Raw genomic sequence first — 14,860 nt, 5'->3', positions numbered from 1 at the left:
GATCATAGGGGCATGCGCCCCCCGGTTCAACGGCTTTCACCCCGCAGGCACCAGCGTCGCCACAAGGCGCGCAGCACCCGATCGATCTGCCGGGCGCGGGCGCGGGTGTCGCACAGGGCCGACCCGGCCACTTTTTGGCGGAGCGACGCGCGCAGCTCGGCCAGTCCCTGGGGATCGGCCGCCAGCCGGGCGCAAATTTCCACGAATTCGCCCTCGTTGCCCGCCGCCAGATGCGACAGCCCCAATGGTCGCAGCATTGACGCGGTCCAACGACTGACCATGGTGGAACCGAGCAGGGTCACCACCGGCACCCCCATCCACAGGGCCTCGAATGTGGTGGTGGAGCCGTTGAACGGCATTGTGTCCAGCGCGACATCGACGCCACGATAGAGCGCCAGATGATGGAAGGCATCCACCTCCTCCCCCGCCAGATTCAGGCGGGCGGGATCGATCCCTTCCCGCTCCATCACCGACAACACCCGCTGGGCCAGCGAGGGCGAGGCGAACTGGTTGCGATATTTCAGCCACAGCCTGGAGCCGGGCACGCCGCGCAGGGCCGCCGCCCACAGCCGCAAGGTCTCGTCCCCCAGCTTGGCCGGATTGGAAAAGCTGGCGAAGGTGGGGTAGCCCTTGGCCAGCATGGGTGGCGGGCCAGGATCGGGGGCGCCGTCTAGCGGCGCATGGACATAGAAGGTGGGCAGCCGGATCGGGCGTTCGGTGAACAGTTCGGCGCCATTGCGCGGTGTCATCACCCGGTCGGTCAGGATGGCATCCATGACCGCAAGACCACTGGTCGCCACATCTCCCCAAGTCACCTGAATTGGAGCCGGACGGAATGCCGCCACCAGCGGGCGGTTGCCGTCGAAGCGACCGGCCAAGATCACCAGCACGTCGATGCCGTCGTCGCGGATCATCCCCGCCACCTCGGCATCGCTGCGCCCCACCGTCCAGCGCCAGCCATCGGCCAAGTGCCGGAAGCGCTCGGTCATGGCGTCGGGGGCCACCACCTCGGCATAGAAATACAGATCAAATTGGTTGCGATCTTGTTTCTCCACCCAAGGCAGAAAATTGCGCGCCACTGGATGGTCGCGCAAATCCGACGACAGATAGCCAATACGCAACCGTTTGTCCGGGTCGCGGGGATTGCGGAACATCGGCACCGCCGGATAATGGCGGCTTGCATGCATCTCCTCGAAGCGGCGATGCTCGGCGAACAGCGCCTGCTGCGACCAGCGGGCATCATAGAGGATGGAGGTCAGCAGGCCGCGATGGGCCGAGATGTCGTCGGGCCGGGCCTCGAGAGCCGACTGGTAACAACCGACGGACTCGTCGAAGCGCCCCAGGGTCTGCAAGGCATTGCCCAGATTGTTGACCGCTTTGGTCTGGCCGGGGTCGATCTCCAACACCCGCTGGTACAGGGCGGCGGCCTCGTCGAAGTGGCCCTGACCCAGGGCGGCATTGCCCAGGGTCAGAATCAGCCCGGCATCGTCGGGATGGTCGGCCAGGTGACGTTCCAGCACCGCCCGGGCCTGGTCGAAACGGCGCAGCCCCACCAGGGCGGTTCCCAGGTTGAGGGCAGCCCGCCCATGGTCGGGCTCCAGCTCCAAGGCACGGAGGAGCCAATCGGCCGCCTCGGCCAGCCGTCCCCGCTCCAGGCAGGCGACCCCCAGATTGTAAGACGCGTCGGGGAGGTCGGGGGCCACGTCAAAGGCCTGCCGATACCAGCCTTCCGCCGCCTCGACCCTTGACTGGTTCAAGTCCCGGGTGCCCAGGGTGCACAGGGTCGCGGCCAGATTGCGCCGGGGCAAGGGGGCGTCGGGCGCCGCCGCCACCGCCCGCCGGAAAACTTCCACCGCATCCTCAAGCCGCCCCAGCAGGTTCAGCAGGGTGGCGTAATTGTTCAAGGCCTCGCCGTTGTCGGGATCGGCGGCCAAAGCCCGCTGAAAGCAGTGCTCGGCCTCGTCCATTCGCCCAGCACGGGCCAATTCGATGCCCTGCGCCACCAGACCGGGCCGGGGAGCCGATGAACCTCCGGCGAGCCAGCGCCGCCACAAGGCGCCATAGACCCGCTCCAACTGCCGCGCCCGGCCCCGGCCGTCGCAGAGCGACGAGGCCAGCACCCGCTCGCGCAATCCTCGCCGCAAGTCGGCCAGAGCGCCCGCATCGGCCACCAGGCGGATGCAAATCTCCAGATAGTGCTCCTCGGATCGCGCCACCAGATGCGACAGTCCCACCGCATCCAGCATGGCGGCGGTCCAGCGACCGACCATGGCCCCGGTCGGCAGGGTAACCACCGGAACCCCCATCCACAAAGCCTCGAACGTGGTGGTGGAGCCGCAGAAGGGAAAAGGGTCCAGCGCCACGTCGATCTCGCCGTAAAGGCCGAGATGATCGAGAACCGGCTGGTCGTCGCCGGACAGGTCAATCCGCTCCGCCGCCACCCCGGCCGCCGCCATGACCCGCAACACCCGCTCGGCCACCGAGGGCGAGGCGAACAGATTCTTGTATTTCAGCCGCAGCCGCGACCCCGGAACCCGGCGTAGCAACTCCGCCCACAGCCTGAGCGTCCCATCGGATAGCTTGGCCGGATTGCTGAAACTGCCGAAGGTGGGAACATCGCACCGCAGCAACGGAGGCTCCGTCACATCCGGGCTGGGGGCCAGGGCCGGATGCACATAGAAATGAGGCAGCCGGATCGGGCGCTCGGCGAAGCGCTCGGCCCCATGGCGGGGGGTCAGCACCGGATCGGTGATCAGGGCGTCCATCACCGAAAGCCCGCTGGTGGCGGGGTCGTGCAGGCTGATCTGGACCGGTGCCGGGCGATAGGCGGCCACCAGCGGCCGGTTGCCGTCGAAGCGTCCGGCCAGCACCACCAGCACGTCCACCGCATCGGCCCGGATCATTCCGGCCACCGCCTTGTCGGACAGGCCGGTGACCGGCCGCCAGGCATCGGCCAGTTCCCGGAAGTGATCGGTGACGGCATCGGGGGCCCGGATGTCGGCATAGAGGTAGAGTTCCACCCGGCTCCGGTCATGGCTTTGAATCACCGGCAGCAGGTTGCGCCCCACCGGATGCGCCCCCCAATCCGACGACAGATAGCCGATGCGCAGGCGCCGATCGGGTTCCGGCTCGACAGCCCAGTCGGGATGGAGCGGGTAGAGCGGCCGGGCCATGACTTCCTCGAAGCGACGGAGCAGATCGAAGTCCTCGTCGGCGCTCAGATCATTCCGATAAAGTGCCGCCAGCATCAGGCCGCGATAGGCGGCGAGATTGGTCGGGTCAACCGCCAATGCCTGCTCATGGGCGGCCATGGCCTCGGCAGGCTTCCCCTGTGCCAGCAGCACGCAGCCCAGATTGCCGTATCCCTCGGGCCGGTGTGGGGCCAGACCGATCGCCCGAAGGCAGCTTTCGGCCGCCTCGTCCAAGCGCCCTCGCCGAAACTGGGCATCGCCCCTGGCCGTCCAGGTGCTGAATTCCATCTCAGCCACCAAGCCCCGTCCCCCGGGCCTGAGCCGCCCAGCGCCGCCAGACCGCCCGGTACAGCCGCTCCAACTGCCGGGCGCGGCGGCGGGGATTGGCGATAAAGGCGGCCTCGGACCGAACCCGCAGCCCGAATCGCAACTCAGATAATTCCTCGGGAGAGTTGGCAAGCCTGCGACAGATGTCCACATAGTTGTCCGCCGAGGCGGCGATCAATTGCGGCAGCCGCAAAACCCGCAGCATGGACGCAGACCAGCGGCTGACCATGGTGGGGCCGGGTAGGGTGACCACCGGGACGCCCATCCACAGGGCCTCGAAGGTGGTGGTCGATCCGGTGAAGGGAAACGGGTCCAACGCCACATCAATATCTGCATACTGGGCCATATGGTCGGCCCGACTGTCGGCACTGCTGCGCAGTTCGACCCGTTCCGCCCCGACCCCTTGCTCCGCCATGAATCCCAGGACCCGGGTGGCCAGAGAGTCGGCGCTAAACCAGTCGCGATATTTCAGCCGTAGCCGAGCCTCTGGTACCGCCGCCATCAGCCGTGCCCACAGGCGCAGGGTCGGATCGGACAACTTCGCGGGGTTGTTGAAGCTGCCGAAGGTGGGATAACCCCGTTCCAGCATGGGGGGCGGCGTAACCTCGGGAGAAACATCGACGGGAACATGAATGTAGTAGGCGGGCAACCGCAACGGCCGTTCAGTGAAACGTTCCGATATGCCGCGCGGAGTCAGAACCGGATCGGTGATCAGATATTGATTGGCGCCAAGACCGCTGGTGACGGGATCATGGAAGCTAACCCGGATTGGGGCGGGTTTGTAAGCAGCCACCAGCGGGCGGTTTTCGTCGAAATGGCCGGCCAAGCTGACCAGAACATCGATGTCGTCGTCGCGAATCATGCGGGCAACGGCGGCATCGCTTTTCCCCTGGGTCAGGCGCCAGCCGGTGGCTTGGTCCTGAAAACGCCGTGTCATGGCATCCGGCGTCCGAAGATCGGCGTAGAAATACAGGTCGAAGCGGTCGCGATCATGCGCCTCGATCAGCGGCAGCAGATTGCGAGCGGACGGATGATTGTAGAGGTTGGCGGACACATAGCCGATTCTCAGACGCCGATCCGGATCGGGGAAATTGGTGAATTCAGGTTCGGTCGGCTGGATGATGGCTGCATGTCGCGCCTCGAAATCGCGGTGCATGGCGAAGCGTTCTGCATCGGACATATTCGGGTGATAGAGCGTCGCCACCAGCAGATTGGTATGTGCCTGGACGCTGAGTGGGTCAAGGTCCAGTGCCCGGCGGTAATGGTCCAGGGCATCGTCTATCCGCCCCAGGGTCTTGATGACGTTGCCGAGCGCATTATGCGCCTCGCCAAGGTCCGGCTTAAGCTCAATGCTACGCTGGTAGCAGTGCACTGACTGGCTGATATCTCCGATATCCCGCCAGTCATTGCCAAGATTGTACCAAGCTTCGGCGAAGTCCGGACGAATCGCGACGGCGCTCTGATGCGCCTCGGCCGCCTCGACAAAGCGCCCAAGTTCATTGAGGGTGGCGCCTCGGTTGTTATGGCCCTCGGCAAAGTCGGGGGATAGCGCGCAGACCTGCTCATAAAGGTCCAAGGCCTCCTCTGATCGTGCGTCCCGAGCCAGATATGCGGCCAGATTGAACAGAGCGTCAGTATGGTCTGGGCGTATGGCGAGAGCCTGCCGGTAAAAATATTCCGCCTCATCCGGCCGACCCAGGGCTTCAAATGCCGCACCCAGATTGCAGGCGGCGGAAGCCAGCCCGGGATTCAACGACAGCGCCCTTTGATAATGTGTGACAGCCTCGGTGATTCGACCTTCCCGGTGATGCCCGAACCCCTCGAAAAACTCCTCGTCACCCTGTTGCCGAACCGCCGTCCCGACGCGATGGCGCAAGTCGTGCGTGGCCTCATCCAGTCGGCCGACCAACAGCGGGTGATTGATCAGCCCGGCGGCCTCCTCCACCGCCCCCATGGCCAGCAGCGCCTCGGCTTGGCTCATGACGAACAATGGCCGGTCGGGTGCCAGGGCGAATGCGGCACGAAAATACTCTAGTCCCGAAGCAGGCTGACCGAGTTGGAGTGCGATCATCCCCAAATTATGGTGGGCATCGGGATGCTCTGGAATTAAGGCCAGAACCTCATGATACAGCGCCTCCGCCCCGTCCAGGTCGCCCTGGAGATGACGTTTCACTGCTCTTTCGAACGGCGGCGCACCGGTCATGATTCAGCGGAAGCGGTCCCACGATCCGGGATCGGAGGAATCCGATATAGGAAACCGTAAGGCGCGACAGTGGTCAGATACTGCTCGCGGCGTCGATCAATGACATATTCTGGATGCTGTCCGATAAAATCCGCTATGGCGTAGAGTGGACCGCCATTCTGGTAATGGGTGTTGGCCACTGGGCACAAATCGATGCTGCTGTCCTCGACGACCAGATAGCAGCCAGACGTGACCAGATCATGATAGGCCGCCAACTCTGCTTCCACATGATCTCGATCGTGGTTGGAGTCGAGAACCACCATTACCCGGTCACCGGGCCGAACGGCGTTCCGGACCCGACGGACAATCTCGGGAGCGATGCTTGAGCCAGTGATATACTCGACCCGGGGATGGTGAGGCAGCCCATCCTTGTGGATGATGTCCACCGACACGACCCGTCCCTCGCCGACCATGTCAAACAGCGAGGCGTAATAGAGCGCGCTGCCGCCGTCGAAGGTCCCACATTCGACGATCAGCGTCGGTTTCGTCTCCCACAGGATACGATGATAGGTCATCATATCGGCTGGGAATTTCTGCATGATCCGCCCCTGCCACATCGAATTCAGTGATCGCCACGACGGATCCTGATTTTCGTAGTAGGACATTGCATAGAACAGGTCCCGCAATCGTCGGAACATTGGATTTAGGGGGGCAAAGGGAAAAAAGTCGACGGCCCCCATCTGCTTCAGGGCGACACCCAGATTGTAGTGGGCTTCATCCGCCTCGATATGGGCGGCCACGGCGGCGCGAAACTTGGCCGCCGCCTCGGACCAGCGTCCGAGTTCGGCCAGGGCGAGCCCCTCGGAATTAAGCCTGACGGCGGCTTGTGCGTCGAAACGAGGACGCATGGCCTTGCCGTCTTCCAGGGCACGTGATGCATCTTCAAATCGGCCTTCACCAATCAGTGCCACCACCTTGCCGAAATGGGCCAGGGATTGCCGGGGATCGAACGCTATGGCCTGATTGAATTCCCGTTGGGCCTCAGCCCATCGCTCTTCCTTGCTGAACACGGAGCCGATGAAATTCCGGACCTGGAGATCTCCCGGAAACCGTTCGAGATAGGAGGGGAGAAACTCGATGAAGTCGGCGTGTGAGGCCTCCCCCTGCATCAGGTGCATGGCGGTCCACCACGGCCGACGATCAGAGGGATTCTGGTGGATAGCTTCGCGGACGGATTCCAGTGCCTCCTGGCGGCGTCCCAAGGTCGCCAGCGCCACACCCTGAACATATAGCCTTACCCAATCCTTAGTGGTGTCCCGCTGACATTCAGCCAACACAGCAGCGGCATCTCCGCTATCCACCATATCCATCAGGCGCTGGATATCATCTTCCGTCAACGGTATCTCCAAATGCGGGAATGGCGTGTGATTGAACCGACCTTAACCCAGAAGGCCTGGCGCCCAAAGGGGGAATCGGCTCATGCGTGGTCGGAACAGGCGTCACACCACAGGCTCCGATAAGTTCGGGACAAATCGTCGGCGTGAAGCGTCGCATCGCACAGAGGTGAGGCGGCCATTCTACTCCGCAGATTCGCCCGAAGGTCTTGGAGCAACGCCTTATCCCTCATCAGCATGACGGCCTTGGCGATATAGTCGGTATCGTCCAGGGCGACCAGATCTGGAAGTCCCGCGTTTGCAACCAGGGTGGCGCCGAAACGCTGCCAGCTATTGGGCCCTGCCAGCGTCACGACGGGAACCCCCATCCACAGGGGAATGGCGACGGTAGTGCCGCCCGAATGCATGGGAGTGTCCAGCACGACCGCCATTCTCCCGTAGGACTCCATATGGCGGGACCACCCCCCGGGGATGCCCTCGAGATCGATGCGGTCGGACAGCTTGCCCAAGCGCGAGCGCCATTCACAGGTGGCGGCTGGGTCTGTAAAGAGAGCGTGCTTGAGCAGAAGACGAGTGTCTGGCACCCCTTCCAGGATTTGCTCCCACAGGGCCAGGGTTCGTCCATCGATGCGTGCTGGATCGGCAACGCATGCGAAACCGGCGCCCAGCTCCAGTGGTGGTGGGGCAGGCCAGTCCGCTCTTGGCTTGAATGGCGCAATTATGCGAGGCAGACGCAGCACCGGTTCGGTAAAATGGGCTTCGCTGCCCTGAGGAGTCAGATAAGGATCGCCCAGGATGGCGTCAAACACATTGAGACCCGTGGTTGCGGCATAACCGATCAGAGTCGCGAGTTGAATCGGGGCCGGACGATAGGCGAAGGCCATTAGGCGATTGCCCCCTGTATGGCCAGCGAGGTCCACCAGGATATCGACACCATCCGCTCTTATTCGCGCCGCCAGTTGCGCATCATTCATGCCATAGGTATTTGTCCATCCGTCGACCGTTGACGCTAGCTGTCGGGTCAGGTCGTCTTCGACGGCCACCTCGGCGTAACAGAATATCTCGAACCCGCGACGATCATGCGCCTGGATGAGCGGCTCCAGGAAATACATGCATGCGTGCTGGCGAAAATCTGGCGAAACATAGCCGATCCGCAAGCGTCGGTGAGGTTGCCAAATGTTCTTTGGCGGCGGCAGCGGAACAATTTCCCGTGTGTGGCAGACCCACTCAGCCGACTCAATCGCCATATCGGATGGTGTGATGGTCGGATCGTATTGTAGGCAGAACAGATAATTGTCATGTACCGCTGTAGAAGTGGGCCGCAGACGAAGCGAGGAGCGAAAACAGTCGATTGCGTCGCCGAAACGGCCTTGCTGACGGAGTGTTAGCCCTAAATTATTGTGCGAATCGGGATTGCCCGGATCACACTCAACCGCCCGACGAAACTCATCTGCGGCTTCCGCTGTTCGACCTGTCGCTCGCAGGACCGCGCCAATACCATTGATCGCATCTGCGCCACCGCCCGTCTGCTCGGCCTTTCGGAAGGCCTCGAAGGCGATGGTGTGCTGTCCGAGCTCGAAAGCCGCCTTTCCCAAACCCATCAGGGCGGGAACTAAATCCGGCGCCGCGGATAAGGCCACCGAAAAGGCGTTCATCGCCTCCTGCAATTTGCCGCGGCCTGCGAGTGCCTGTCCCAGATTGTTATGAAGCGCGGCATGAGGACGGCAGCGCAAGGCCCCAAGCCGCAGGGTTTCAAGCGACTTGTCATACAGTTCGAGGCCGTCGCACAGGGCAGCAAGATTGACATAGGCATCAGGGTAGTCGGGACGTGACGCGGCCGCCAGCGCATAGGAGACCATCGCATCGGCGAGGCGTCCGCCCTCGGCCAGAGCGATCCCCCGGTTATAACAGGCACGATGGTGGTCGGGCTGTTCAGCGATGACTTTGTCGTAGGCCTGGATGGCGGCGGCACTCTGCCCTGCCACCTGAAGGTCAAGGGCTGTTTGGAATGTATCTAGCGATGGATGATCGGTCATGCCCGGTTCCAGGTCATTGTTCACCATGGCGTTGGAATCGAACTTTGGCGTCATGGTTGCCCACGGGCAAGAAAATACCCCCGCCGTTGCCGACGGGGGTATCTCCTGAAACTACCGTACCGATCAGAAGGGCATGCGCACCTTCATGGAGCCGGTATGGGCCATGTAATCTTCCTTCATATCGGCATCGTAGGTCGCGGAGACCGAGATGTCGGAGGTGGTCAGGACGGTGAGACCGAGACCAGCGTTGAAGGAGGTCTGAGCCGGCTTCACGCCCGAGGTGGTGAAGGCCGAGCCACCGCCAGTGAAGGTCGCCGTGGTGTCGCCACGGTCGCCGATCACGTCGTGATACACACCACCATGGACTTCCGGACGGAAGACCAGCTTGGACGAGTGCTTGATATCGCCCGAAGCCCGGACGCCGCCACCAATCTTGAAGCTGTTGGTGGAGATGTCGTTGACCTTCAGAGACATCGCACCGGTACCGGTTTCGGTGTAGCCGTCCTGCGCCAAGTGGCTGTATTCCATCGCCGCGAACGGGGTCACGAGGATGCTGTTGGGCAGTTCGAACTTGTAACCAACCTGCGATCCAACCGTGTACTGGTAGCCGTTGTGCGACCCAGAAGCGTTGCTCGAGAGCAGGTTGGAGGTACGGAAGGTATCGTACTGGTGCAAGCCGAAGGTCGCATTGCCGGTCACGAACCACTTCGGAGTGATGTCGTAGGTCCCGTACAGAGTGAACATGTAGCTGTTCACGTCGGTAGTGTTACCCGAACGGACACCCTTGTCATCGATGGTCGTGTTGGCGAAGGCGAAGGACAGACCAAGAAGGGCCTTGTCGGTGATCTTGCGATCGACACCCATGGCAACACCGTAGGTCGTGGCGTCATAGCCATCCACGCCCTCGCGGGTTCCCTGGTCGGCCATGGAGCCCAGAACCTGGATCCACGCACCGTTCCGCTTGTCGCCTTCACCAGCGGCGAAGCCACTGGCCTCACCCTCGGTCATGGCGATCTGGTGACCCTGGGTCGCCGCGACACGGGTCAGGATGACATTGGTCAGAGCCTGCTGCGCCTGATTGGTCGCCGAAACCGTCGCGTTGTTGACCGACGGAGCCAACTGGTTCAGGGCGGTGCCAAGGTTGCTGGCGCTCATGGAGTCCAGGGTGCTCAGCAGGGTGGCCATGCTACCAGTGGCGGACCCGACCAGATTAGTCAGAGCCGTGCTCAGGCCGGTGACATTGCTGGTGGTACCGGAAGCCGCACCAGCATAACCGCCGCCGTTACGAGCAGAGGTCAGAATGATCTGGTTACCGGCCGACGCGGTGGTGAAGGTCACCGCGGCGGAGTTGGTCTGCACCGTCACGTCACCGTTACCCGCAGTCAGGCCGGTCGTAGTGGCGTCAACCACCGTGAAGGCCTGGTTGCTGGCGATTGCCGAGGTAACACCCGACAGATCCATGTAGATGACGCCGTTGGCCAGGTTGACCGCACCGGCCGCCGACAGGGCGGCGTAAGTGGTCGCGTTGGTAACGGCCAGCTTCAGGGTGCTGCCGGTGCCAGCGAAGGTCACCGCGCCGGTCGCGGTACCGCCCGCCGCAACCTGGGTGGTCGAAGCATTGGACAGGTACAAGGTACCATTGTTGGCCAGGGTCACGTCGCCGGTGATGGTCGGGGTCGCACCGGTCAACTGGGTGGTGCCAGCATTCAGAGTGAAGGTGTTGGACCGCAGGTTGGTGCTGTCGAACTGGGCGGTGGTGCCGCTGGCGCCAGCCGTCACAGTGCCGAGCAGGTTGGAAGAGCCCAACGCACCGGCAACGGTGGTATTACCGTTGAAGGTCACTTCACCACGCTCGGCGGTGCCGGACGTGTTGTCGATGTTGCCGGACACCGAGACACCGGTGGCCAGGGTCACCGAGCCGTCGGAGGACAGGGCCAGCTCGCCGGCGCTGATATTGCCGTCGAACTGAACTTCCGAGTTGTTGGCACCCGCGGTGACCGACGCCAGGGTATTGGTGGTGCCGATGGCGCCGCCGACCGTGCTGTTGCCCGCGAAGCTCACATCGCCGCGCGAGGCGGTACCCGACAGGTTGTCGATGTTGCCCGACAGGGTCGCGGCATCACTGAAGGTCACGGTACCATCGGACGTGAAGGCCAATTCGCCAGCGCCGACATTGCCACTGAACTGGACCTCGGCATTGTTGGCACCCGCCGAGACAGTGGCCAGGGTGGCGGTGGTGCCGATGGCGCCGCCGACCGTGCTGTTGCCCGCGAAGGTCACATCGCCCTTGGAGGCGGTGCCCGACAGGTTGTCAATGTTGCCGGTCAGGGTAGCGGCATCGCTCAGGATGATCGAGCCATCGGAGGACAGGACCACTTCACCAGCGTTGATGTTGCCATCGAACTGCACCGTGGTGGCAGTGGTGCCGGCCGAAACGGTGGCCAGGGTGGCGGTGGTACCGATGGCGCCGCCGACGGTGCTGTCACCGGCGAAGGTCACATCGCCGCGCGAGGCGGTACCCGACAGGTTGTCGATATTGCCCGACAGGGTGGCCGACGCACCGATGGTGATGCTGCCATCGGACGAGAAGGCCAGCTCACCGGCGCCGATATTGCCGTCGAACTGCACAGTGCTGTTGTTGGCACCCGCCGAGACCGTAGCCAGGGTGGCGGTGGTGCCGATGGCGCCGCCGACGGTGCTGCTGCCAGCGAAGCTCACATCGCCGCGCGAGGCGGTACCCGACAGGTTGTCGATGTTGCCCGACAGGGTCGCGGCATCGCTGAAGGTCACGGTACCATCGGACGTGAAGGCCAATTCGCCAGCGCCGACATTGCCGCTGAACTGGACCTCGGCATTGTTGGCACCCGCCGAGACGGTGGCCAGGGTGGCGGTGGTGCCGATGGCGCCACCGACGGTGCTGTTGCCCGCGAAGGTCACGTCGCCCTTGGACGCGGTGCCCGAGGTGTTGTCGACGTTGCCGCTGATGGTCGCGGCATCGGAGAGGCTGACGGTGCCATCCGAGGACAGCTGCAGCTCACCGGCGTTGACATTGCCGCTGAACTGGACCTCGGCATTGTTGGCGCCCGCCGAGACGGTGCCCACGGTGGCGGTGGTGCCGATGGCGCCGCCAACGGTGCTGTTGCCCGCGAAGGTCACGGCGCCGGACGAGGCGGTGCCCGACAGGTTGTCGATGTTGCCGGTCAGGGTGGCGGCATCGCTCAGGATGATCGAGCCATCGGAGGACAGGACCACTTCACCGGCGCTGATGTTGCCATCGAACTGAACCGTGGTGGTCGTGGCACCGGCCGAGACGGTGGCCAGGGTGGCGGTGGTGCCGATGGCGCCGCCAACGGTGCTGCTGCCCGCGAAAACCACATCGCCGCGCGAGGCGGTACCCGACAGGTTGTCGATATTGCCCGACAGGGTGGCCGACGCGCCGATGGTCACGGTGCCATCGGACGAGAAGGTCAGCTCACCGGCGCCGATATTGCCGTCGAACTGGACCTCGGCATTGTTGGCGCCCGCCGAGACGGTGGCCAGGGTGTTGGTGGTGCCGATGGCGCCGCCGACGGTGCTGTTGCCCGCGAAGCTCACATCGCCGCGCGAGGCGGTGCCCGACAGGTTGTCGATATTGCCCGACAGGGTCGCGGCATCGCTGAAGGTCACGGTACCATCGGACGTGAAGGCCAATTCGCCAGCGCCGACATTGCCGCTGAACTGGACCTCGGCATTGTTGGCACCCGCCGAGACGGTGGCCAGGGTGGCGGTGGTGCCGATGGCGCCGCCGACCGTGCTGTTGCCCGCGAAGGTCACGTCGCCCTTGGACGCGGTGCCCGAGGTGTTGTCGACGTTGCCGCTAATGGTCGCGGCATCGGAGAGGCTGACGGTGCCATCAGAGGACAGCTGCAGCTCACCGGCGTTGACATTGCCGCTGAACTGGACTTCGGAATTGTTGGCGCCCGCCGAGACGGTGCCCACGGTGGCGGTGGTGCCGATGGCGCCGCCGACCGTGCTGCTGCCCGCGAAGGTCACGGCGCCGGACGAGGCGGTGCCCGACAGGTTGTCGATGTTGCCGGTCAGGGTGGCGGCATCGCTCAGGATGATCGATCCGTCGGAGGACAGGACCACTTCACCGGCGCTGATGTTGCCGTCGAACTGCACCGTGCTGTTGTTGGCGCCCGCCGAGACGGTGGCCAAGGTGGCGGTGGTGCCGATGGCGCCGCCAACGGTGCTGCTGCCCGCGAAAACCACATCGCCGCGTGAGGCGGTACCCGACAGGTTGTCGATGTTGCCCGACAGGGTCGCGGCATCGCTGAAGGTCACGGTGCCATCGGACGTGAAGGCCAATTCGCCAGCGCCGACATTGCCGCTGAACTGGACCTCGGCGTTGTTGGCGCCCGCCGAGACGGTGGCCAGGGTGTTGGTGGTGCCGATGGCGCCGCCGACGGTGCTGTTGCCGGCAAAGTTCAGGTCACCCCTGGACGCGGTGCCCGACAGGTTGTCGACGTTGCCGCTGATGGTCGCGGCATCAGCGATGCTGACGGTACCATCCGAGGACAGCTGCAGCTCACCGGCGTTGACATTGCCGCCGAACTGGACCTCGGCATTGTTGGCGCCCGCCGAGACGGTGGCCAGGGTGTTGGTGGTGCCGATGGCGCCGCCGACGGTGCTGTTGCCCGCGAAGGTCACGGCACCGGACGAGGCGGTCCCGGAGATGTTGTCGATGTTGCCGGTCAGGGTGGCGGCATCGCTCAGGATGATCGACCCATCGGAGGACAGGGCCAGCTCACCGGCGTTGATGTTGCCATCGAACTGAACCGTGCTGTTGTTGGCGCCCGCCGAGACGGTGGCCAGGGTGGCGGTGGTGCCGATGGCACCGGCGATGGTGCTGTCACCCGCGAAGACCACATCGCCGCGCGAGGCGGTACCCGACAGATTGTCGATATTGCCCGACAGGGTAGCCGACGCGCCGATGGTCACGGTGCCGTCGGACGAGAAGGCCAGCTCACCGGCGTTGACGTTTCCGTCAAACTGAACTTCCGAGTTGTTGGCGCCGGCCGAGACGGTGGCCAGGGAAGCGGAGGTGCCGATGGCGCCGCCGATGGTGCCCGAGCCCGCGAAGGTCAGGTCGCCGCGCGAAGCGGTGCCGGAGGTGTTGTCGACATTGCCGCTGACGGTGACGCCGCTGCTCAGCGAGATCGTGCCATCGGAGGAGAAGTTGGTGTTGATGGCGTTGATATTGCCGTCGAACTGAACCTCGGCGTTGTTGGCACCCGCCGAAACGGTATTCAGCGAATTGGTGGTGCCGATAGCGCCACCAACGGTGCTGTTGCCGTCGAACACCAGGTAACCGGTGCCGTCTGCTCCGGAACCGTTGTCAACGTTACCGGCGATGGTGAAGGTATCGGCCATGGTGAACGAATGATCGGTCGAGAATGTGATCGACCCAGCTTCGTTCGCACCACCAGCCACATCGCTGCCGTTGACCGTCTGATCCGCCGCTGCCGGCTTGGATGCGAACAGGGCGACCGCCGAAACACCAAACAGCAGGGCTTCCTTGCGCCCCAGAACGCTCATCCAACTGGCCTTCATCTCTCAAACTCCCCTTGAAAATTCCGTTATGGCGCCAGAGCGCGCAAAGGTACCAACAAAACTGATTACAGCTCATCTACCAGGACGAGCACCAGATGGCGAGCGGTTTTTTACAAAAATGCGCCGCAATGCGCCATG

5 protein-coding genes are annotated in these 14,860 nt (G+C 63.7%); all 5 read right to left on the bottom strand.

Annotation, left to right across the window (positions count from 1 at the left end):
- Positions 1-26: 26 nt before the first annotated feature.
- The 5 genes from A6A04_RS02130 to A6A04_RS02110 all read right to left on the bottom strand — a co-directional run bounded on the left by A6A04_RS02130 (position 27) and on the right by A6A04_RS02110 (position 14,722).
- On the bottom strand, positions 27-3,479 hold the full coding sequence (locus A6A04_RS02130; protein WP_068489600.1) for an O-linked N-acetylglucosamine transferase, SPINDLY family protein: 3,453 nt from the start codon (positions 3,477-3,479) through the stop codon (positions 27-29).
- A 1-nt stretch (position 3,480) separates the two neighbouring features.
- Complete coding sequence (locus A6A04_RS02125) at positions 3,481-5,721, bottom strand: tetratricopeptide repeat protein (RefSeq protein ID WP_082914634.1); 2,241 nt, start codon at positions 5,719-5,721, stop codon at positions 3,481-3,483.
- Positions 5,718-7,097 carry a protein arginine N-methyltransferase gene (locus A6A04_RS21490; protein ID WP_082914633.1) on the bottom strand — a complete coding sequence of 460 codons (1,380 nt, stop codon included), beginning with the start codon at positions 7,095-7,097 and terminating at the stop codon, positions 5,718-5,720. The genes A6A04_RS02125 and A6A04_RS21490 overlap by 4 nt, the downstream gene beginning before the upstream one ends.
- Positions 7,098-7,177: 80 nt before the next feature.
- The gene (locus A6A04_RS02115; RefSeq protein WP_082914632.1) at positions 7,178-9,184 is read right to left on the bottom strand and encodes an O-linked N-acetylglucosamine transferase, SPINDLY family protein; all 2,007 of its coding nucleotides are present in this window, start codon (positions 9,182-9,184) and stop codon (positions 7,178-7,180) included.
- 69 nt (positions 9,185-9,253) lie between these two features.
- Positions 9,254-14,722 carry an autotransporter domain-containing protein gene (locus A6A04_RS02110; protein ID WP_068489597.1) on the bottom strand — a complete coding sequence of 1,823 codons (5,469 nt, stop codon included), beginning with the start codon at positions 14,720-14,722 and terminating at the stop codon, positions 9,254-9,256.
- Between the last annotated feature and the right edge of the window lie 138 nt (positions 14,723-14,860).

The sequence above is a fragment of the Paramagnetospirillum marisnigri genome (genome assembly GCF_001650715.1).
Lineage (GTDB): Bacteria > Pseudomonadota > Alphaproteobacteria > Rhodospirillales > Magnetospirillaceae > Phaeospirillum > Phaeospirillum marisnigri.
The sequence above is the reverse complement of the archived record's forward strand: the minus strand, read 5'-3'. Positions and strand labels throughout refer to the sequence as shown.

Bases quoted from the DNA above. Each gene is read 5' to 3' on its own strand.
- A6A04_RS02110 (WP_068489597.1), bottom strand. From the start codon at position 14,722: ATGAAGGCCAGTTGGATGAGCGTTCTGGGGCGCAAGGAAGCCCTGCTG.
- A6A04_RS02130 (WP_068489600.1), bottom strand. From the start codon at position 3,479: ATGGAATTCAGCACCTGGACGGCCAGGGGCGATGCCCAGTTTCGGCGA.
- A6A04_RS02115 (WP_082914632.1), bottom strand. From the start codon at position 9,184: ATGACGCCAAAGTTCGATTCCAACGCCATGGTGAACAATGACCTGGAA.
- A6A04_RS02125 (WP_082914634.1), bottom strand. From the start codon at position 5,721: ATGACCGGTGCGCCGCCGTTCGAAAGAGCAGTGAAACGTCATCTCCAG.